We start from the raw sequence: 22067 nt of genomic DNA on the forward strand, positions 1-22067 counted from the left end.
TCGGTGGTCAGAGGTCGTCTGCCTTCATTTTGAAGATTGGGGTGTGCGGCCGGTATTCCGCCATTTTCAGGAGGAGGTCAGGGAGCGCCTCGGCGTCGATCAGAATCCCTTGGTGCGCCGGCCGCACGAATCCGACCTTGGCCATTTTGCGATTGAAAGCGAGTAAATCGTCGTAAAACCCGAATGAGTTAAGCAGTCCAACGGGGTTGGAATGATAGCCCAACTGCGCCCAACTCATCGCCTCCCACAATTCGTCCATCGTCCCGACACCGCCAGGGATGCTGATGAATCCGTCCGAAAGGTCGGTGAAGGCTTTCTTGCGTTCATGCATTCCTGAAACGGTGTGCAATTCGGTGCAATCATGATTGGCAACTTCGCTGTTCGCCAGCGCCTCTGGGATCACTCCGATGACTTCGCCGCCAGCCTCCAGCGCACCCGCCGCAACCGCGCCCATCAGGCCGAGCCTGCCGCCGCCATAGACAACACCTATCCCGCGCTGCGCCAATGTTGCGCCAACATCGCGGGCCAAATCCATATAACGCGGGTCCTCTGGCGTGGCAGAGCCGCAATAGACGGCGAGGCGTTTCATCATATTTTCAAATCCTCGATCATCAATCCGGCGGTCGCTTTGGCGCTGCCGACCACGCCGGGAATGCCCGCGCCGGGATGTGTGCCAGCGCCGGTCAGATAGAAGTTCTCGATCACATCATCGCGGTTATGGCCGCGGAACCATGCGCTTTGGGTAAGGACGGGTTCGAGGCTAAATGCGCTGCCGAGATGCGCACTTAGATCCTCTTTGAAATCCTTCGGTGCGTAATGGAATTTGGTCACGATCCGGTCGTGGATGTCGGGAATCAGGCGGCGCCCGATTTCATCCAGAATGCGTTTTTCCAGAACCGGTCCTACCTCGTCCCAATCCACTGCCAGTTTACCCATGTGGGCGACCGGAACCAGCGCATAGAATGTGCTTTTGCCCTTGGGCGCCATGCTTGGGTCTGTGACCGTCGGGTGATGCAGATAGATGCTGAAATCTTGCGGCAACACGCCATGATCGTAAATGTCTTCCAGCAACCCCTTATAACGGGGGCCGAACAAAATCATGTGATGCGGAATGCCGGGCCATGTGCCCTCCAGCCCGAAATGGACCACGAACAGGCCGGGGCTGTAGCTCTTCCGCTTCAGCTTCTTGGCGTAATCCTTGCCACGCTTGCTGTCCGATAACAGGTCGCGGTAAGAGTGCATGATGTCACCATTGCTGGCGACCGCATCGAAGCGCTGTTTAAAGCCGCCTTTGGTTTCGACCTCGGTTGCCTTGGTACCTACAGTGTGCACTTGAACCACCGGATCGCCGACCATCATTGTCCCGCCGAGCCGCTCGAAATGCCGGATCATGCCTGCGATCAATCGGTTTGTGCCGCCTCGTGTCCACCATACGCCGCCATCTTTCTCCAACTTATGGATAAGCGTGTAAATTGCGGAGGTCTTAAACGGATTGCCGCCGACGAGCAGCGTGTGGAAACTAAGCGCCTCGCGGATTTTCTCGTTTTTGATGAAACTTGAAACGATCGAATAGACGCTGCGCCATGCTTGTTTCTTGGCAAGGGCAGGTGCGGCTTTGAGCATCGATTTGAAATCGAGGAACGGCACGGTGCCCAGCTTGACGTAACCTTCTTCATAAACGCCCGCGGAATATTCGAGAAAACGCTGGTATCCTGCGACATCGGCAGGTTCCAGCTTGGCGATTTCGGCGTTTAATTCTTCCTGATTGTTGGAATAGTTGAAATTGTGCCCGTCGGGCCAGTTTAGCCGGTAAAATGGCATGACCGGCATCAATTCGACATCATCCTTCATATCATGACCAGACAGCGCCCACAGTTCTTCGAGACAGGGCGGGTCGGTAATGACGGTCGGGCCACCATCGAACAGGAAGCCTTCTTTCTCCCAGAAATATGCGCGGCCACCGGGTTTGTCGCGTGCTTCGATTACGGTCGTCTGGATGCCGGCAGATTGCAGCCGCATTGCCAGCGCCATTCCGCCGAAGCCGGAACCTATCACGCAAGCGGTCTTGCCAGTTACGGACGCTTGCGGCGCGACCGATTTTTCGGTCAGCAGGTCGGGAGCAATCGATCCGGGTGTCTTAGAAGCAGTCTTGCTGCTCATCCAATTTTCTCCTTATGCGCCACCAAGGGCGCGCCTTTGCCAGTCAGGGCGGATATCGCCCTGCTAACAGGTACGGGGGGTTTGCCGATCAAGACGCGTGCCTTGTCTGAGAAACGCGACTTACCAGCATAAAAACGTTCAATCAGCCCGGCGGGTAGACGATAGAAGCGTTCGAACACCCTATATCGTTCCCTTGGCAGAGCAGCCCCGAACAGCATCGCACCAAGCTGGCGATAAAATTTGGTCCTACCCCAATGCTTGCGCGCGCGCGCTTCCATCATTGCGGCCATTTGCTCGCCTGGCAATTCGGCATCGCGTGCGATTGCCAATGCGGTTTCAACTGCGAAGGGCAGGGTGTAGCTGGTGAGCGGGTGGACGAAGCCGCCCTTTGCTCCGGCCAAGACCACGCCCTCGGTGCGCTGTTCTGCCTGAAACGAGGTGAAATCCCCGCCGGTTATGACCGGCAGCACGCCAGTTTCGCCGCCAGTAATCTGGCCTTCCCAGCCATGCTGCTCGTGATAGCGGTCAATCCGGCCAGATAAAGCGCTGCGATCAAGCACCGGACTGTCTGCGTAATAGGTGTCCTCGACAAATAGCTCGTCCACACCGAGCGGTAGGACATAGACGAAGCGATAGGCCCCGCCCCCGCCCCCGCCATCTGGCGCCTGCTGCTCGATTGTCGCATCCATAATGATCGGGCGGGTGATCCCGTGCGGTTTGTTGGTCCGGGTAATGCGGCCCATGAACACTTGCCAACCGCCGGTCAGATGCGCGCTGCCCGATGGTCCGCGGCAGTCAATAACGGTGCGCGCAGATATCCGCTGACCATTTTGGAGCGTCACGCCCTTTGCATCGAGCGAAACAACCGGTCGCTTTGTATGAATGGTGTTTTGGCCCAGTTCACGCCGCAGTGCAGCGTCAAAATCATCGGAGGTAAGCGAGTGGTAAGTCGATCCGAGCTTGCGGCGGTAAGCAGGGAAGTGGACCTCATAGCCGTGCCAGTCATTCTTGCGGAAATTGGCAAGCAGGGCTGCGCCATCTTCATCGAGGTCGCTGTCAAACCAGCTCCACCGGTGATTGCCGCCGAGAATATCTCCTGCCTCGATCAACGTGACCTGCATCTCGGGGTGCTGGCGGCGTAGGGCCAGCGCAATCAGCCCGCCGGACAATCCCCCGCCAACGATCGCGATTTCGGTCCGGATATCTGCCAGAGAAGTATTTGCGAGCCCGTTCATTACAGAGTGCCCTAAAGCCGTGTGCGCCGCCTAGCAATCCGGTTGCAAGCGTATCGGCCAAATTTACGCCGAAAGAGGGCAGCTTCCGACCTGGGAGTTAATTTGATGCCCGATATTATTGGTCTGTTCTGCCAGGTCGATGCGATCAAGCAGTAGAAGCGTCCGGGTAACGATCCTATATATGCCGGAACGGATGCCACGTATTTCCGTTGAAATGGAAATAGGGAAATCCACATGAGACTGAAAACCAAATTTGCATTGGCCGCTTTGGCGGCTGGCTGCACCTCCACATCATTGGCCGCACAAGATGCCTTACCGGCGCAAGCTGTTCCTGAAGCAGCCGACAAAAGCTCGGCACCTGCCGCCAGAGGCGGGCCGCCCGAAAGCGTGTTTGATGACAATTGGGTGACGATTGGCGTCGGCGTGGCTTACAGCCCTAGCTATACCGGATCGGACGACTACGTGCTGTCGCCGCTGCCGGTCATTCAAGGCAGCGTTGGCGGCATCGATGTCCAGCCGCGACCTGCAGGATTTGCGCTCAATTTCATTGAAGGGACAGATGACGGACCGAACATCAATTTCGGGCCAGTTATCCGGATGCGCAGCGACCGTGCCAACCGTATCAAGGACCCTGTGGTAAAAGCTGCTGGAGAGCTCGACCGCGCGGTCGAGTTGGGCGTTTCGACAGGGATCAGCTTCCCCAAATTGCTGAACCCTTTTGACAGCCTGTCATTTGGCGCGGATGTCCGAAAGGATATCGCAGGCGCGCATGGCGGATTGGTGATTGATCCCAGCATCACCTACTCCACCCCTATCAACCGGGGGCTGTTTACCTCGCTCACGCTCGGCACCGAATATGCGAGCGACGACTTTGCCGAATATTATTTCGCGGTCACTCCAGCGCAAAGCGTCGCTAGCGGTTTGCCCGTCTATAATGCCGAGGGCGGCTTCACCAAAGCCAGCGTCACAACGCTCGTCGGGGTGGATTTTGATGGCAATGCGCTGAACGGCGGACTGAACGCCATTGTGCTAGGCGGATATTCGCGGCTGATGGGCGATGCGAAAGATAATCCCTACACCGCCATTCGTGGCACCGCGGACCAGTTCTTTTTGGCGATAGGGGTAGGCTACACCTTCTGATTATTTTGTGGTTGCGGTGGTTGCATCAAACACAACCTGCCGCGCCCTGCCAAAATGCACAAACGCCCGCCTCTGATCTGATCGGAGACGGGCGTTAGCGTTTCAGAAACTATCGAAGTTGCTGAGTTTACTCAGCGCCTTCTTCTGCTTCGTTGTTTTCCATAGCCAGTGTCGGCCGCGGGCCAGGCATCGCCGCATCGCGGTCACCGGTTTTGAGATAGGTGTCGAACCATTCCATCATCCGTAGATTGTAATCATAGCGCGAAGTGGCGCGTTGGTTGCCGTGGCCTTCGCCGGGATACAAAACCAATCGTACCGGAGTTTCAGGCTTGCGAACCTTGATATTGCGATAGAGTTCATAGCTCTGGGTTGGCGAAACGCGGGTGTCGCTGTCGCCATGCATAATCAGGATAGGTGTTTCAGCCTTGTCCACGTGATAGATCGGGCTGCGCGTCAAAAGCTCGTCCCATTCTTCCCATGGCCATTTGCGTTCGTGCACCAGATACATTTCCTTGGGAATGTCGGTGGTGCCGAATTTGCTGATATTGTTGGAAATGCCGACAAACATCACGCTGGCGGCATATTCAGCCGAATAATAAGTCGCGGCCCACGCGCTGGCGAACCCGCCATAGGAACCACCAGTTATGCCGACGCGGTCGGCATCTGCAAGACCGGTACCGACGAAATGGCGCTTGGCATCGACGATATCGTCAAATTCCTTGCCCGCATAATCGCCCTGATGCTGTTTGGCGAATGACACACCATACCCTGTTGAGCCACGATAATTGGGCAGGAACACAGCGTATCCTTGGCCTGCAGCAACCTGGCCAGGCTTGCTGTAGGCGGTCTGCCAGCCGTTGCTTTCATGCGCCTCCGGGCCGCCATGGACATTCATAATCAGCGGAGCGCCACCTCTGGGTGCGCCGCCAACCGGTTCGATCAGCACGCCCTCAATTTCCTGACCATCGCGCGCGGTATAGGTGATCACTGACTGCTTACCGAAATCGATATCCGACAGCCATGGATTGTGGCTGGTCCAGCGGGAGAAGCTGCCGTCTGCATATTCGAACAATTCGCTCGGGTGGTTGGCGGTGCTTGCGCGGACAACCAAGCGGCTTCCGCCAGCATCAATCCCGCTGAGCGAAAGATTACCAGCGGGCACTTCGTTTAGCATCGAGCCATCGGCCGATAAGAAGCGCAGGAAGCTGTTTGCGCCCTTGTGAATTGCTGTGACCAAACGGCCATCGGCCATCCATTCCGCATCAACCGTCGCTTCTGCTGCGTCTGCATTGATCGCGCGGAATGCGCCAGTTGCAATGTCGACCAAATGCAAGGTGGTCGGCGCGGGGTCATGCTGGTCAATCCCGGCGATCAGCGAGAGTGTCTTGCCGTCAGGGGAAATTTCCACATCGTCAATTTTACCCGGAGTGGCGACCACAGCCTTGATGGTGCCGTTCGTCAAATCGATTACATTGACCCGTTTCGAGGTGTAGCTGTCATCGACATTAGGCGTTGGCGCAGTCTGGATAATCGCGCTTGTGCCGCCGGGCAGAATCTCGATCGAACTGACATAGCCGGGCACCGTGATCTCGCGTGGGTCGGCATCAGGCTCGGTGCCGATGCTGGCGGCGAACAACCTGTTCAGGCTGTCTTCTTCCTCATACACTACGGCGTTGAAGCCGTCCTTCTTCTGCGCCTCGCGGGTTTTGTCCTCGGCTGCGCCGGTCAACATATAGATGGTGCCGCCATCGGGGGCCCAAGCATAGGACCGGACGCCGCTGTCTTTGACCCCGGCCAGTTTGCGCTGTGCGCCGCCGTCTACCGGAATACCCCATACAGCGCGGTCTTCATCGTCGTTCGACCAGACAAAACTGACCATCGACCCGTCGGGGGAGAAGCTTACGCCAGATGGGCTGACATCCTTGGGCAAAAACAGCCGCGCATTATCGGGGCCGTATGCAATGCTGAGCTGCTGCTTGGTTGTGCCGTTTTTCTCGCCTTCGGTGACGTCAGGCAGGCTGGCTGTGGTGTAGGCAACGCGGTCCCCGTTTGGTGACACGGCAATCGCGCCAACGCTTTCCAGCTTGGCAACATCTTCGGGGGTCATCGGGCGGGCCGATACAGTTGCGGTAACAGATACCGAGCCAAGCAGCGTGGCTGCGAGCAAAAGCTTGCGGTTCATTTTTGTAAATCCTCTCGTGACGAACTGTTCTTGCAACGAGCAATAGCCAAGCAGGTTTCCAGCGCAACCATTTGGGCTGCGTTTTTTCGCAAAAAACCGTATAATGGAGAAGCGTCTAAAGCTGTGGGCTTACAAAGTCGTGCCAGCCTTTGGGGGCGGTCCCACCGCCTGACTCCCGCTTGATAATGGCGCGATTCATGTATGTCTCTGCACCCTGCAGGTCGAGCGCGCGGGTCATTATCGCGAGATTGGCTAGATCCTGTGTTTGCGCCTGACCGCTTGCATCCAGCGCAAGCAATCTTCGCCGAGCCAGCGGCAGCCGCCCGTCACGCCGAGCCATAGTTGACAAGGCACGTTGTGCCTGTGCCTGATCTACCGCATTCATCGCGCCGGTTTCGACCATCTGTTCCAGCGCATCCTCGCGGGTTGGGGCATCGCCCCGTTCACCGGCGAGACGGTATCGCCACTGCGCACCGGCCAGTCGCTCTTGCGCCGTGAACTCTTCAGAATCCGCGAGATAGAACAGCGCGCCGTCAGCCCCGGAATAATCCGCAAGCTCAATTGCAGCTTTCGCTTCAAGCAACAGGCACGCTGCGGCTTTGCCAATTGCGGGGTCATCGCTCTTACATTCGCGGCGCTTTATGGTGCGCACGGTCGCGCCCTGATCCATTCCGCTTTGCGGGACCAGGCCCCGCGTGCCCATGCTGGTTGCGACAATGCCATCGGTAAAGACTGCGCGGCGAGGGATCCGTGAGCCGACCAGAACTTCCTTCTTTTCGGGCGCTTCGCCTTCGACGATAATCTCTGCAGGACCGTTACTCTCGGCCTGCGAAGCGTCTGGCATGTCAATATTCTGGGCTGTCAAAGGAACCGTTAGAACTGCCAGCGAAACTGCCGCGCAGGACAACCCCAATCGTGCAATTTCAACTTTCACCCGCATCCTCCGCTTGCCCCGAGCCGCAGGGCGCGGCATGTAACGGGAAGAGGGAGATTATCACAATGATCGGTTTTGCCAAATTGCTTTCCGGCGTCGCTACGGCTGCGCTGGCGATTACCGCGACGGCTGCGTTTGCGGAAACGACCTATATCCATGCAGGGGCTGTTCTGACCGATGCAGGGTCGGAACCATCGGGACCGGCAACAATCATTGTCACCGATGGCAAGATTGTCAGCATTGAAGACGGTTTCTTACCAACGCCCGATGGGGCGGTGATGGTGCATCTACCAGAGAAAACTGTCCTGCCAGGCCTGATTGATCTCCACGTTCATCTGACCGGCGACCCGGGCGGAGATTTCTGGAAAGAAGCGACGACGTCTGACGAATGGGGCGTTGTTATTGGCGCAAAGAATGCACGGCTGACCGCGCTCGCCGGCTTCACAACAGTGCGCGAAGCGGGGAGCGCGCAGCAGACAGCCTATGCATTGCGGCGCGGAACCGCTGAGGGGCTGGTGGCAGGCCCTCGCATCATTGCCGCCGGTCCTGCACTGGCAATCGTTGGCGGACATGGCGATGTCTCTGGCTTCAAACCGGAGGTCAACGCAGTGCTGACAAGCGGTTACACCTGCACCGGCGCAACCGAATGCGCTGAGAAGGTACGGCGTGCGGCGCAAAATGGCGCTGACGTTATCAAGATCACCGCAACCGGCGGTGTACTGAGCCAGCAAGGCGCAGGACTGGAGGCGCATTTCAGCGATGCCGAGATGACGAGCATTGCCGACACCGCCCGTTCGCTCGGCCTCAAAGTCATGGCCCACGCACACGGCGCGCGCGGGATCGAAGCGGCCAGCCGCGCAGGCATCAACACCATCGAACATGGCACCTTTATCGACAAGCAAGCCGCGCAAGCGATGTCTGCCAATGGCACAATTCTGGTGCCCACCTTGATGGCGTTTCAGGGTGTCAGCGAGGGGTTGGGCAAGGGCATCTATACCCCCGTGGTCGAGGATAAAATCCGGTCCACCGTCGATGTTGCCCTTTCGCTGGTCACTCGCGCACGGGAAGAGGGCGTTGAAGTTGCCTTCGGAACCGACGCAGGCGTGTTCCCGCATGGCCGCAATGCAGAGGAATTCGCACTGATGGTCAGCCAAGGCATGACCAATCGCGAAGCGCTCGCCAGCGCAACCACCATTGCGGCGCGAGTGCTGAATATGGAAAATGAAATCGGCCGCATTGCAGCGGGCTATTCAGCCGATATTATCGCAGTTAATGGCAACCCGTTGACCGATGTGACGGTGCTGGAGAACGTCGATTGGGTTATGGTCCGCGGGGCTGTGGTGGAGTGAGTGATCCCTGGATCACAGCGTTATCTTTGCGATCATCAACTAGAGAGAAGATTCTCGAACACCGGTTCTTGGCTGAAGTTGCGAGCGAATTGTGGCGAAGGCAGGCCTTTGATTTCAGTATAGCGAGAGGGGAGGTCGATGATGGTGGATACGACGTCATCATTGAGGTTGGCAAAGTCGTTCGTCATATTCAGCTCAAAGCAAAGCATGTCAAAGGCAGGACTACGCGCTACGGAATTCAGATCGCACTGACCGAGCGAACATCGGGGTGCGTAATTGTTATGGTGCATGACCCCAAAACCTTATTGATTGATCGCTTTCATTTTCTTGGCGGCGGACCGGGCAAGCCGCTTGGCGAATTGGGCGACCAACCTGTTAAGCATACTAAAGGCGATGCTGACGGGGTTAAGGCTGTTCGTCCGGGTTTGCGGAGTGTTCCGCTGAGCAAATTTACTCTGGTCGATGATGTCTCGCAGTTGGTCGAACATCTTTTCGGTGACGAAACTAATCGTGTAGCGCTCGAACATATCTAACCTTCAGGGGACAACTCACAATGAAAACTCTACGTCTGGCCATGCTGGCCACAGCTGCATTTGCGCTTCCTGCTGCTCCGGCGCTTGCCGATCATCATGCTGAAACTGCTGCTGGCGAAGCGCCTGCCCAAGCGTCCGAGATGCAAACCGAAGGTAAGCGTCTGTCGGCTTTGTTCGCTGAATCCGATGCGCGCGCGCTTGAGCTTAATCCGCTTGGCCGTCTGTTCCGCGGTGATGACAAGGATGCCGATCGGTTGGGCGATTTTCTGACCGACAGTTCCTTCCTTGCCGGACGGCTCGATACACAATTGAACCTTGCGCTGCTCGCGCAAATAGACCGCGCCAAGCTGAGCGAGACCGACCAGCTGGCCTATGATGTGTTCAAATATGACCAGACCCAATCGCTGAAAGGCGCAACCAATGAAATTCGCGCGCTGACCGAAGTGCGCCCGGTCAATCACTTCAGCGGTTTCCACACATTCTACCCCACTTTCGCCAGCGGTCAGGGTGCAGCACCATTCAAAACCATCGCCAATTACGAAGACAATCTGAGCCGTCACGAAGACTATATTGCGATTGGCGGACGTTCGATCGACAAGTTCCGCGAAGGCATGGAAAGCGGTGTTCTGGAAACCAAATTAACCATCGAGCGGGTGATTTCGCAGCTCGATACGCAACTGGCCATTCCGGTTGCGGATTCGCAATTCATGGGTCCGGTGAAGGTGTTCCCCGAGAGTTTTTCGGATGCTGATAAGACCCGCCTGACGGCCGAATACCAGGCCGCGACAGAAGCGCTTTACGCTTCGACCGAACAGATGCGCGATTTCTTGCGGGATGAATATCTGCCAGTTGCGCGTGAGAGTGTTGGACTGTCGCAAATGAAGGGCGGCGAGGCGCTGTACCTGCAGATGATCGAGAGCACTACCACGCTGCCGCTGGAGCCGGATTATCTGCATAATCTGGGTCTGAGTGAAGTGGCGCGGATCAAAAACGGTCTTGAAGAAATCAAAGCAGAAGTAGGCTTTGAAGGTACGCTCAATGAATTCTTCGATTTCGTTCGCACGGATCCGCAATTCAAGCCGGAAAGCCGCGAAGCGCTGACGCAAAGCTATTATGATATCGGCGAGCAAGTCGACAAGAAAATCGGCGATTATTTCAGCCTGCTTCCCAAATCCCCGCTCGAAATCAAACCTTACGATCCGGCAATCGAGCAGTTCTCGGCTGGTGGTTCCTACCAAACTGGCACTCCTGATGGCTCGCGCCCCGGTGTGTTCTATTTCAACGCTTATGATCTGCCAAGCCGCCTGACGACAGGCAATGTCACGCTGTATCTACATGAAGGTGCGCCGGGCCACCATTTCCAGCTGAGTCTGGGACAGGAAAACACCGATCTGCCCAATTTCATGCGGTTCGGCGGCAACACCGCTTTCATCGAAGGCTGGGCGCTTTATTCCGAAACGCTAGGCTATGAAATGGGCTTCTTTGAAGATCCGTGGAACCGGTATGGCACGCTGCAGGACGAACAATTGCGTGCGATGCGCCTGGTGGTTGATACGGGCCTCCATTCCAAAGGCTGGAGCCGGGAAAAAGCGATTGAATTCATGCTCGCCAATTCGGGTATGACACGCACCGAAGTGGTTTCAGAGGTCGAACGCTACATTGCTATCCCGAGCCAAGCGCTTGCTTACAAGGTCGGTGCCTTGAAAATTCAGGAACTGCGCAAGAAAGCCGAAGATGCGATGGGCGATAGTTTCGACATCAAGGGGTTCCATGCGCAAGTGCTCGGAACAGGCTCGCTGCCGTTGCCAGTGCTTGAGGCGAAAATCGACCGCTGGATCGCCGCTCAAAGCTGATCTTTGGTCCGACCCGCAAGCGATAGGATAATGACGATGGATATTACTGCAAACCGCGCAGTCAAAATTGTTGCTGCCAGCTTGTTCGCAACAGTGCTGCTGCAAATCGCCTATATGGCCTTCCTCGGCGGACCAACGCCGCTGAAGGCTGGCGAGCCGTTAACCAGTGTCGATGTCATCCGCTATTTCGATAATCGAGGAGGCGAAATTGCCGCGCTTTGGACGATGGAGGCTATCGCCTTCCTCGCCATCGCGATGGGCTCGATTGTCGCTTTGGTCCGGACCGGCGCGAATGCGGTTGTGTGGACAGCGCTCGGCCTGTCCGGGGTGTTCAACACGGTGCAAATTGGCATCGGCCTGGCAATGTTCGAGCCTGCAGCACGCGCTGGCGGCGATGACACCGGCTTGTTCTTCACCTTCGTTATGGGTGCGTTTTTCTTCTACTTCGTAGCCAAGGCGTTAATCGGACTGGCTGGAGTTGTGTTTGGCATGAAATTGATCGGCAGTGCTTCTGGCGGGGCAAAAGCTCTTGGCGTGGTCACAGCGCTAACCGGTCTTGGCGCTGTCGCAATCAATGTTGCGGCTATGGCGCTTGGCGGTCCCGTGCTGTTCGCAGCTGGAGCCGCTGGCACTGTTGCCACACTGTTTCTCGCGATCGCGATTGCCTCGCGGACGCGCTCGATAGAGGGATAGCTGTCCTAAAGCGCGACCGTGAATAGGATTGCACAGGCGGTTCCATGGGGGCGGGAAGCACGATACACACCTGTGTAATGATAACCCGCACCCTGCCGCCGCCGCCTCCGATATCCACGCTTGCCGCCGTGACGCAGCTGTCACTGTTTCTTGATTTTGACGGGACGCTGGTCGAAATTGCGGCGGGGCCTGATGCCATTGAGGTTCCCGGCAATTTGCCAAGCAGGCTGGCCCGGTTGGCAGATTATCATGAGGGCAGAGTAGCGCTGGTGTCAGGGCGCGGCCTTGATAATATCGCGCAACATGTCGGGCCATTGACGATTGCCCGCGCGGGTTCGCACGGAGCGGATCGTGTGGATGCGAGCGGCAATCCGATTGGCACAGCACCGGTGCCCCTTGTCGGCCAGACGCTTTCTGCTTTGGCGACGCTGGCTGAAATTCATGGCGCGCTACTGGAACGCAAACAGCATGGCGCGGCGTTACATTACCGCGCAAGGCCCGAATCTGGCCCCGCTATTGACGAGGCCGCTAGCGCAATCGCAAGCGATTTTGGCCTGATAACCAAGCGAGGGAAATGCGTGATCGAACTGGTCCGGCCCGGCGCGGATAAAGCCGGTGCGGTGCGTAGCTTCATGGATTTGCCGCCCTTTGCTGGCACGATGCCCGTTTTTATCGGGGATGATGTCACAGACGAAGACGGCTTTGTTGCCGCGATAGAATTTGGGGGTTTCGGAATAGCCGTGGGAGAGCGGCCGTCCCGAAACGCGCGATACACACTCAACAGCGTGAAGGAAGTCTACGCATGGCTCAATCTCTGACCGGCCCTCTCTCCAACCTTGATCTCTGGCCAATCGGCAATTGTCAGGTAAGCGGATTGATCGATGACCGCGGCGGACTGGTCTGGGGCTGCGTGCCTAGGGTGGATGGCGATCCGGTGTTCTGCGCCTTGCTCAACGGTGACAAGCAGGATGTCGGGGTCTGGCGGTTTGAGCTGGAGGGCCAAGTTTCCGCTACGCAGAATTATATTCGTAACACGCCGATACTTGTGACTCGATTGGAAGCAGAAGATGGCAGTATCGCGGAGGTGCTCGATTTCTGCCCGCGATATGAGGGCAAGGGGCGAATGTACCGGCCGATTGCTTTCGGGCGAATAGTCCGGCCGATTGCCGGCAACCCGCGTATCAAAGTGGTGCTCAGGCCGCTCAAGAATTATGGCGCGAACACGGTCGAGACCACTAGCGGCACCAACCATATCCGCTACCTGGTCGGCGCGCAGGCCATGCGGCTGAGCACTGATGCGCCGATCGGCTATATTCTGGAAGGGCGAACTTTCCGCATTGAGGGAGATACGCATTTTTTCCTCGGGCCGGACGAACCCTTTGCCGGGAATTTGCGCGAAGAAATCCGCCGGATGGAGCAATCGACGCGAAAATATTGGCAGCAATGGGTCCGCGGTCTGGCGACGCCTTACGAATGGCAGGACGAAGTCATCCGCTGCGCGATCACACTCAAATTATGCCAGCACGAGGAAACCGGGGCGATTGTCGCGGCGCTGACTACGTCCATTCCCGAACATGACGGCAGTGAGCGGAATTGGGATTACCGTTACTGTTGGATACGCGATTCCTATTACACGGTGCAGGCGCTCAACCGTTTGGGCGCGCTCGATGTCCTTGAAAAATATCTCGGCTATCTGCGCAACATTGTTGATGCGGCCAAGGGTGGGCAGATTCAGCCGCTTTATTCGGTGATGGGTGAAAGCGAACTCAACGAAACCACCGCCGCCTATCTGGCCGGCTATCGAGGGATGGGCCCAGTGCGGATCGGCAATGCGGCTTACAAGCAAATCCAGCATGATTGCTATGGCCAAATCGTTATGCCGACAGTGCAGGGCTTTATCGACAAACGGTTGCTGCGCATTGCGGATGACACCGACTTCGCCAGCCTGGAAGAAGTTGGGGAGATGGCGTGGAAGATGCACGATCAGCCCGATGCCGGCCTGTGGGAATTCCGCACACGGCAGGAAGTCCACACCTATTCCGCCGTTATGAGCTGGGCTGCGTGCGACCGGCTGGCCGGCACTGCAGAGCGGCTTGGCAAGCCAGACCGCGCGAAGTTGTGGCAGGACCGCGCTGATACCATCCGTGCCACGATTGAAAAAGAGGCGTGGGTAGAGGGCGATGGCAAGGAAGATGGCGGCCATTATAAAGCCAGTTTTCAAAGCGATTATCTGGATGCCAGCCTGCTGCAGATGATTGATTTGCGGTTTCTGCGGCCGGATGATCCGCGCTTCCAATCGACCTTTGCCGCAATTGAAAAGGAACTGCGGCGCGGCGAACACATGCTGCGTTACGCAGCCGAGGATGATTTCGGTGCGCCTGAAACTGCATTCAACGTGTGCACATTCTGGCTGATCGAGGCGCTGCATCTGGCAGGCAGGTCGGACGAGGCCCGAGGCCTGTTTTCTACGATGTTGGGGCATACCACCGGCTCGGGAATGCTCAGCGAGGACCTCGATTGGGAAACCGGAGAGCTGTGGGGCAATTTCCCGCAAACCTATTCTCTGGTCGGCATCATCAATTGCGCAGGGCTGTTGTCCAAACCTTGGAGCGATGTAAGATGAGGCGCTCATGAGCCGTCTTGTCATCATATCGAACCGCGTTGCTGTTGCGAAGGCGCGCGGTGCAGCGGGCGCGCAAGGCGGGCTGGCAGGAGCATTGAATTCTGCGCTGAAGAAATTCGGCGGAATTTGGTTCGGCTGGTCCGGCGAGGAGGTTGAGGAAACCACCGGCCACATCCAATTGCACACCAATGACGGGGTCACCACCGCAACGATTGATCTGAGCAAGCATGATGTCGATGAATATTACAACGGCTATGCCAATTCGACGCTGTGGCCGTTGTTCCATTACCGGCTCGATCTGACCGAATACGAGAATGAGACAGGGCGCGGTTACGAGCGCGTCAACGAGACATTCGCGCAAAGTGTAACCCCGCTTATCGATCCTGACGATTTGATTTGGGTGCATGATTATCATCTGCTGCCGCTGGGTGAGCGGCTGCGCGCGCGCGGAGTCAAAAACCGGATCGGATTTTTCCTCCATACCCCTTGGCCGCCGGCGCGGCTGTTCGTTTCGCTGCCCTATCATGAGCGGCTGGTGCGCACGATGTTGGAATATGATGTAATCGGGTTCCAGACTGACGAATGGCTCGGCAGTTTCTTGCATTATTGCGAGAAGGAATTGGGCGCCGAAGTGGATGAAGCCACTGGCCGGATCGCGTTCGAGGACCGTATTACGCACGCGCGCGCATATCCTATCGGCGTTGATTGGGACCACATACAGGAACAATGCGGAACCAGCGAAGCGAGGCAGGCTGGGCAACGCCTGCTCGCCAGTACGCGTCACCGGAGCGCCATGATCGGAGTCGACCGGCTCGATTATTCGAAAGGATTGCCGGAGCGGATCGACGGAATTTCGCGCTTCTTTGACCAAAACCCGGACCGTGTCCGCGACTTGATTTTTATCCAGATCGCCCCGCCTAGCCGTGAGGATGTCGGTTCTTACCAGCGCATTCGGGCAGAGCTGGAGCAGAAGACCGGCCAGATTAATGGCGCGCGCAGCGAAGTCGACATTGTCCCCATTCGCTATGTTAACCGGGGCCACTCGCTCGCTGAATTATGCGGGTTTTATAGGGCCTCGAAGATTTGTGTCGTGACCCCGCTACGCGATGGGATGAATCTGGTGGCGAAAGAATATGTCGCGGCGCAAGATCCCGAAGATCCCGGCGTGCTCATCCTCTCGCAATTTGCCGGGGCCGCGCATCAATTAACCGAGGCGGTGCTGGTCAATCCGCACAGTCCGGACAACCTTTCACGGGCAATCCGCACTGCGCTGGATATGCCGCTGGAGGAACGCAAGCGGCGCTATGCTTCGATGGTGAAATCGGTGCGCGAAGAAGACATCCATAGCTGGACCGCGAACTTCGTGGGGGATTTGACCAGTCTGGGTGTCGATCATGTGCCGGTCGCCGACTAAACAGCGCTTCGTTCTACTCCGCGCATAAGCGAGGAGGAGTACGGCTGGAGCAGCGTTCTGGCCCGCGCCCAATCTGCGTAGAGCCAAGTCTGGTGGACCGCGGGATCGGGCGGCAGGATCACCGGCATCCGCTCGTACCCCTCACGCTTTAGCAGCGCATTCGCCTCGCAGGTTAGCAGCGCAAAACCAGGTACTTCGCTGTCTTTCCACACACCTGCAAAAGCAAAGATGCTCTGGTCGCTTGGCGCGAACCAATGCTGCACGCGGCGACCCTCTGCGTCAGTCTTGCTGCCCCATTCCATGAACGCAGTGGCAGGCAGCAGGCAGCGAAACTCGCTGTTCCGCAGGTTTCCTACCCAAAACGGGCTGTCCGGATTGCGCACAGTAAGCACCGCATTATGCCCGTCATATGGAACATTGGGCGGCGGCGGCACGCCCCAGATGCGCGGGATCATCCGAGGGCGAGTGTGCGCATTGCGCGGTCCAGCAATGAATTCCCGCCCCGCTGTAATTACCGGTGCAAAATTGCCGGGCGCAATATAGCCACCCGCCCAAGGATCATCGCCTTTTGACATGCCAAAAGCGTTCGCGATGGCGGCGGCATCTGAGTCGAGGCGGTAGAGGTGGGTCATGTGGCCCGGCTTGTGCGGTGTAGCCCTAAGACCCGACCATAAACATATTGATCGTCAGCCGTCCTTTGTGCGGATCGCTGCTCAGCGCGGCGGGATTTGGGATCACGCCCGAATGCAATTGCCGGCCGCGATAGAGTGCCAGCCGGTCGGGCTGGGCTTCGATTTCTTCAATCTGCTCGAACGAGCCATTGTCGCCGTGATGGAACCGGGGGAGGGGGCTGCCATGCTCCTCTTCATCTTGCGCCAATGCCGCGAAATAGGCTTTTTCGCGGGCGGGGGTAACAGTTTCGAAGCCGGTCCGCCGATGGCGATAAAATGCCGTGCCGCCGGTTTCGGGGCCGAGCAAATAATGCATTACCGCAACAACCTCGCTGCCGGAATGATCGAAGTGCGGCATGCGCTGGGCAGGGCTTAATTCGCCTTCACCCAGCGTTACGAGCGAGAATGTTGAGACATCGAGCCGTACACTACGGAAGCCGAACACGCGCTGCATGATTTGCATCATCAAATCGCGCCGCCGGTCGAGATAGTTAGGCTCGGCCCATGACCGGATTCCGGGATAGGCTGCACCGCCATGCTGGTATTGCGCCGCGCGGCCTGCCTCCAACAATTCATCGACCATCCCGCTGAAGCCGTCGATAATCACCAACGGCTCTCCTTCACGGCCCATTCGGCGCACGCTTACCTTCGGTTCGGGGAGGGACTGCATAAAATCCGGTATGGCGTATGGTCCGCCGCCAAGTCAATCGACCGCGAAGTTGGCCACCCGCTCCAATGGACTGGACCAGACACCGTTTTATCCCTAGACCAACAACCATCCCCGGGGAGCCAGTTTTGGCTGAGAGGGACGAGTAACGCCGTCCGACCCGTTGAACCTGAACCGACTAAAATCGGCGGAGGGAGCGGGCGTGTTCTTACCGGACATCCGCACTCCGCAATTGGAGACTACGCGCATGGCCGACATTAACTCACACATCGAAATTGGCGTTACCACCGGGCCGATTCGCGGCAGCCGAAAGATTTATATCGAGGCACCCGGCAATCCCGATGTCAAAGTCGCGATGCGCGAAATCGAGCTTGAGCCGACCAGCGGCGAGCCGCCTGTGCGTGTCTATGATACCTCCGGCCCTTATACCGACCCGGCGGCGACCATCGATATCAACAAGGGTCTTGAGCCGCTTCGCCGTGATTGGCAGCTGGCGCGCGGCGATGTGGAGGAATATGCCCCGCGTGAAGTAAAGCCCGAAGATAACGGCCAGCTTGGCCCTGATCGCAGCGGCGGTGTGCCTCCGTTCCCGACTGAATTGCGCCGTCCGCTCCGTGCGAAAGAGGGCAAGAACCTCAGCCAGATGTATTACGCCCGACAAGGCATCATTACGCCAGAGATGGAGTATGTCGCGACCCGCGAGAATATCGGCCGCGAAATGGCCCGCGCTGCGCCGTCCGGCGGCGAGAGTTTTGGCGCGGCGATCCCCGAATTTGTGACGCCTGAATTTGTGCGGGACGAAGTGGCACGCGGCAGGGCAATTATCCCTTCCAACGTCAACCACCCCGAATGCGAACCGATGGCGATCGGCCGCAATTTCCTGGTCAAGATTAACGCCAATATCGGCAACAGCGCGGTGGCATCGGATGTCGCCAGCGAAGTGGACAAGATGGTCTGGTCCACCCGTTGGGGCGCGGATACGGTGATGGACCTTTCCACGGGCCGCAACATCCACGACACCCGCGAATGGATCATCCGCAATTCTTCCGTCCCCATCGGCACAGTGCCGATTTATCAGGCGCTGGAGAAAGTCGGCGGCGTGGCCGAAGACCTCACTTGGGAAATCTTCCGCGACACGTTGATCGAACAGGCCGAACAGGGCGTCGATTACTTCACCATCCACGCCGGTGTGCGCCTGCCCTATGTCCCGATGGCGGCAAAACGCGTCACCGGCATCGTCAGCCGCGGCGGCAGCATCATGGCGAAATGGTGCCTCGCGCATCACAAGGAAAGCTTCCTCTACGAACATTTCGACGACATCACCGAGATTATGAAGGCCTATGACATCGCCTATTCGCTGGGTGACGGCCTGCGCCCCGGCAGTATCGCGGACGCCAATGACGAGGCGCAATTCGCCGAACTCTACACCTTGGGCGAACTGACTCACCGCGCATGGAAAGAAGATGTGCAAGTAATGATCGAGGGGCCGGGCCACGTCCCGATGCACAAGATCAAGGAGAATATGGAGAAGCAGCTGGAGGTTTGCGGCGAAGCTCCGTTCTACACACTCGGGCCGTTAGTCACCGACATTGCGCCGGGGTATGACCATATCACCAGCGGCATCGGCGCGGCGCAAATCGGCTGGTACGGCACCGCGATGCTTTGCTATGTCACGCCGAAAGAACATCTCGGCCTGCCCGACCGCGACGATGTGAAAGTCGGCGTGATTACCTATAAGCTGGCGGCCCATGCGGCTGATCTGGCGAAGGGCCACCCCGCCGCCCAAACCCGCGACGATGCGCTGTCCAAAGCGCGCTTCGAATTCCGTTGGCGCGACCAGTTCAACCTGTCGCTCGACCCCGAAACGGCGGAGGAATATCACGACCAGACACTGCCAGCAGAAGGCGCAAAGACGGCCCATTTCTGTTCCATGTGCGGCCCCAAATTCTGCTCGATGCAGATCAGTCAGGAAGTGCGCGATTTCGCGGCGAAACAGAACCAGACGGCAGACGGGTTCTTGGCTGCCGAGAAGTTGGGTTCGGAGACCGCCGAGGCAAGCCGCAAGTTTGCTGAAGAAGGCATGCGCGAGATGTCCAAGATCTATAAGGATAAAGGGCAGGAACTGTATTTGCCTGAAGAGGAGTGATGCGTAGTTTCAAGCAAATTGAAGCTGATTATCAGTTCACCCCTATCCGTGCTAATGTTGGTAGTCTCGCAGGCTATCTACACCTAGGCGGGCCAGAGACCAAAGTAGTTTTGAACTCGACAGATTTTCATCATTTTGATGACGACGAAAATGGTTGGTTCGATCTGGAACTCAGGGACCATCGCGGCTTCCAAATTCTTCTCCATAACGCCTTATCGCAATCGCAATCTATGCCTGGCTCTGTCGGTGGGAAGAGCGCTGGATCGTACACCTCAAGTATTTTTCCAAACACTGTCATTTTCGGCACCGAGAACCTCCGGAACGACAAGTCATTACATCACATGTCGTTCGAGCTGGAAGCTGCTGAAAACTTCTTTGTCTATGACACGATCGAGTGGAGAAGCATGCATGGACAAAAGGACAAACAGACAGTTCTCGATGCGATCCGATCGGGAGCTTGGAAACCACCAAGAGGACTGAAATCGCGAGAGCACGCAAGCGATCCCGCAGATATATACATCGTGCACAAGCCGAAAACCTATCTCAATATAACACTTGAAGATATGAAGATAAAAGTTTGGCATTCACGGTCTCGCCGAGGTTTAGGTTGGACCAGTCACGAAATCAAAATCACGCCGATGATTGGCGTAACGTTCAGCACTCCGGTATCGATAGATCAGGCAATTGATCGACTCTGGCGAATAAAGGGCTTTTTTGATCAACTCGCTCTATGTGATCTTTCGATCAAAAGAGTCAGTTTCTCAAAGTTCAAAAAAGGCTGGCCATCCGCGGATGTTTACCTGTCAAATGAAATAGAGGATGGAAAAAAGCGGCGCCGAGAGGTGCATCCAACCAACGTTCCCTATTCCCGTTGGCGTGAGCGAAACCAGTTTTCCAAAATAATGGAAAGCTGGCTTGCGGTATCGGATCAACGTCACTTCTTTCGAGCGGCGATTCGATTGTCGTTGCTGCGGCTTGAGAAAGAAATTGACGCGTCACTTATTACCTTGCTCATGGCAGGCATTGAGTCACTGCCAGAATTAGGCGGGAAGAGCGGTGTTTCTTCAACCACTATAAGTAAGATGGCGGATGCAGCACACGCGGTAGATGCGTCTATCGATTTGGATGCAATACGCGGCCTGCTTGGGGCTTTCCAGCGCACCAGCCCTCGGCAAAGGCTTACCAATCTTGCGAATGGATTGTTTCCGAAAAGTGAAGATATCAGCACCTTTGTGAGCATCGCACTCCAACTTCGGAACAAATTTGCTCACGGAACAAAATTGACTGATGGTGAGCAGTCAATAGCTGGAGACGTCGCAAGAACGTTAGTGTATCTTTGTGTTACTTATGATCTTCATACCACTGGCTTTCCGATTGACCGAAAGGCTAGCGATGAACGAAATTTACTCGCGCTCACAAGCATGAACTGGGCTTGGCAGGGCTATAAAACGCGGAACATTCGCGGATAGTGAGACTAGCCTCTAATTCTACGATTGAGCGAAATGGTTAGTATTTTGCTTAAGCCGTCTAACAGGTTATAACACCCGTATGAAAAAGCCGCTCAAAATTACCAAAATCGGCAACTCTGCCGGGATTGTCCTACCCTAGGATGTGCTCGCTCGGCTGCGTGTCGGGCTGGGGGATGCTTTGCATTTGTCCGAGGCGCCTGATGGAGCGCGGATAACGGCTATCGGTTAGGACTACATCGCCAAGATGGAGGCGGCGGACGAGATTATGCGCGAGGACCGCGATATTTTGCGCGAATTGGCCGCCTAACCCGCCACAACCAACTTCTCCACCAGTGCCCTAAGCTCGCTCGGCGTTGTGTGTCCCGCAACGATTTCGTGATAGCCAATACCCGCTTTGCGCAATGCTTCTTTCTTCACCGCATCGCGGGCGGCGGCGCTGCCTTGGTGATGGCCGCTGCCCTGATATTCCAGCGCGTGAACAACGCGGCATTTCTCGTCCATCAGCGCGAAATCGACGCGTTTTGAATTGATGCAGAGATAGGCGTCCTTGTCTTCACTGGCGAGAAATTCACCGAGAGAAACTTGCGCCATAACCTGCCAGCCGGAGTTGCGGGCAATTACAGCGGTATCGAGCGCCTGAAACACTTTGGCCTCGGGCCGGTTCAACAGGGCGCGCGGTGTGAAGTTTGCCCGCATCACTGTTTTCAATTGGTCGCCAGCAAAATCCGCGGCAGTGACGCGCGGACTTTTCGTTTTGCCGACTGCGCGGGGGCCGCGCCCCTTCTTCGCCGCATTACGCCCGCGCCAGTATGCCTTGCGCTTTTCACGGTCCGCTTTTTCAAAAATACGTTCCAGAAATACGCCCATCGCAGCGCCAATCACCAGCACAATGACAAGCGTTACGGGTCGGTCGAACAAGTAATTAACACTATCCATAGGCGCAGTTTATTGTTTGAATCTGGAGAAATAGTCAAATTCTCCAGTTGGCGGAATGGAAT

General features: G+C 56.8%; 18 protein-coding genes and 1 riboswitch. Of the genes, 10 read left to right on the forward strand and 8 right to left on the reverse strand.

Going from position 1 to position 22067, the window contains the following annotated elements:
- Nucleotides 1–7 precede the first annotated feature (7 nt).
- The 3 genes from GRI36_RS04870 to crtY are packed head-to-tail and all read right to left on the reverse strand — an operon-like array spanning nt 8 to nt 3395.
- Entirely contained in the window at nt 8–589 is a 582-nt protein-coding gene (locus tag GRI36_RS04870; protein ID WP_160599068.1) for an LOG family protein, read from the reverse strand.
- The gene (locus tag GRI36_RS04875; protein WP_160597433.1) at nt 589–2160 is read right to left on the reverse strand and encodes a phytoene desaturase; all 1572 of its coding nucleotides are present in this window, start codon (nt 2158–2160) and stop codon (nt 589–591) included. Before GRI36_RS04875 ends, GRI36_RS04870 begins: the two co-directional genes overlap by 1 nt.
- Nucleotides 2157–3395 (reverse strand): lycopene beta-cyclase CrtY, encoded by a 1239-nt coding sequence (crtY, locus tag GRI36_RS04880; protein WP_160597434.1) that lies wholly within the window; start codon nt 3393–3395, stop codon nt 2157–2159. Before crtY ends, GRI36_RS04875 begins: the two co-directional genes overlap by 4 nt.
- Before the next feature lie 234 nt (nt 3396–3629).
- On the opposite strand from crtY, the gene GRI36_RS04885 reads away from it, so the two are divergent.
- Nucleotides 3630–4535, forward strand: a complete 906-nt coding sequence (locus GRI36_RS04885; protein ID WP_160597435.1) for a MipA/OmpV family protein — start codon at nt 3630–3632, stop codon at nt 4533–4535.
- A 127-nt stretch (nt 4536–4662) separates the two neighbouring features.
- Here GRI36_RS04885 and GRI36_RS04890 read toward each other — a convergent pair whose 3' ends face one another.
- Nucleotides 4663–6717, reverse strand: coding sequence for a S9 family peptidase (locus GRI36_RS04890; protein ID WP_160597436.1), 2055 nt, complete (start codon nt 6715–6717; stop codon nt 4663–4665).
- Nucleotides 6718–6832: 115 nt separating this feature from the next.
- Entirely contained in the window at nt 6833–7651 is an 819-nt protein-coding gene (locus GRI36_RS04895; protein ID WP_160597437.1) for a hypothetical protein, read from the reverse strand.
- Nucleotides 7652–7716: 65 nt separating this feature from the next.
- Between GRI36_RS04895 and GRI36_RS04900 the strand changes: the two genes are divergently transcribed.
- From GRI36_RS04900 to GRI36_RS04930, 7 genes are all read left to right on the forward strand, one after another.
- The gene (locus GRI36_RS04900; RefSeq protein ID WP_160597438.1) at nt 7717–9000 is read left to right on the forward strand and encodes a metal-dependent hydrolase family protein; all 1284 of its coding nucleotides are present in this window, start codon (nt 7717–7719) and stop codon (nt 8998–9000) included.
- A 26-nt stretch (nt 9001–9026) separates the two neighbouring features.
- On the forward strand, nt 9027–9533 hold the full coding sequence (locus GRI36_RS04905; protein WP_160597439.1) for a hypothetical protein: 507 nt from the start codon (nt 9027–9029) through the stop codon (nt 9531–9533).
- A 20-nt stretch (nt 9534–9553) separates the two neighbouring features.
- Nucleotides 9554–11386 (forward strand): DUF885 domain-containing protein, encoded by a 1833-nt coding sequence (locus GRI36_RS04910; protein ID WP_160597440.1) that lies wholly within the window; start codon nt 9554–9556, stop codon nt 11384–11386.
- Nucleotides 11387–11422: 36 nt separating this feature from the next.
- Complete coding sequence (locus tag GRI36_RS04915) at nt 11423–12079, forward strand: hypothetical protein (protein ID WP_160597441.1); 657 nt, start codon at nt 11423–11425, stop codon at nt 12077–12079.
- Between the two features lie 77 nt (nt 12080–12156).
- The gene (gene otsB, locus GRI36_RS04920) at nt 12157–12897 is read left to right on the forward strand and encodes a trehalose-phosphatase (RefSeq protein ID WP_160597442.1); all 741 of its coding nucleotides are present in this window, start codon (nt 12157–12159) and stop codon (nt 12895–12897) included.
- Nucleotides 12882–14702, forward strand: coding sequence for a glycoside hydrolase family 15 protein (locus tag GRI36_RS04925; protein WP_160597443.1), 1821 nt, complete (start codon nt 12882–12884; stop codon nt 14700–14702). The genes otsB and GRI36_RS04925 overlap by 16 nt, the downstream gene beginning before the upstream one ends.
- A 7-nt stretch (nt 14703–14709) precedes the next feature.
- Entirely contained in the window at nt 14710–16116 is a 1407-nt protein-coding gene (locus GRI36_RS04930) for an alpha,alpha-trehalose-phosphate synthase (UDP-forming) (RefSeq protein WP_160597444.1), read from the forward strand.
- On the opposite strand, the gene GRI36_RS04935 is transcribed toward GRI36_RS04930, so the two are convergent.
- Together GRI36_RS04935 and GRI36_RS04940 are read right to left on the reverse strand one after the other, a co-directional pair.
- A complete protein-coding gene (locus GRI36_RS04935; protein ID WP_160597445.1) occupies nt 16113–16748 on the reverse strand; it encodes an SOS response-associated peptidase family protein in 636 nt (211 codons plus the stop codon). The genes GRI36_RS04930 and GRI36_RS04935 overlap by 4 nt on opposite strands.
- 25 nt (nt 16749–16773) lie before the next feature.
- On the reverse strand, nt 16774–17457 hold the full coding sequence (locus GRI36_RS04940; protein WP_160597446.1) for a DUF6445 family protein: 684 nt from the start codon (nt 17455–17457) through the stop codon (nt 16774–16776).
- 102 nt (nt 17458–17559) lie between these two features.
- Nucleotides 17560–17667: riboswitch (TPP riboswitch) on the forward strand.
- 34 nt (nt 17668–17701) lie between these two features.
- Here GRI36_RS04940 and thiC point away from each other — a divergent pair.
- Nucleotides 17702–19600, forward strand: a complete 1899-nt coding sequence (gene thiC, locus GRI36_RS04945) for a phosphomethylpyrimidine synthase ThiC (protein ID WP_160597447.1) — start codon at nt 17702–17704, stop codon at nt 19598–19600.
- Entirely contained in the window at nt 19600–21069 is a 1470-nt protein-coding gene (locus tag GRI36_RS04950) for an ApeA N-terminal domain 1-containing protein (protein ID WP_160597448.1), read from the forward strand. Before thiC ends, GRI36_RS04950 begins: the two co-directional genes overlap by 1 nt.
- 303 nt (nt 21070–21372) lie before the next feature.
- Here GRI36_RS04950 and GRI36_RS04955 read toward each other — a convergent pair whose 3' ends face one another.
- Nucleotides 21373–21987 (reverse strand): DUF2726 domain-containing protein, encoded by a 615-nt coding sequence (locus GRI36_RS04955; protein ID WP_235902165.1) that lies wholly within the window; start codon nt 21985–21987, stop codon nt 21373–21375.
- Nucleotides 21988–22067 lie beyond the last annotated feature (80 nt).

It is taken from the genome of Pontixanthobacter gangjinensis (assembly GCF_009827545.1).
GTDB classification, from domain to species: Bacteria; Pseudomonadota; Alphaproteobacteria; order Sphingomonadales; family Sphingomonadaceae; genus Pontixanthobacter; species Pontixanthobacter gangjinensis.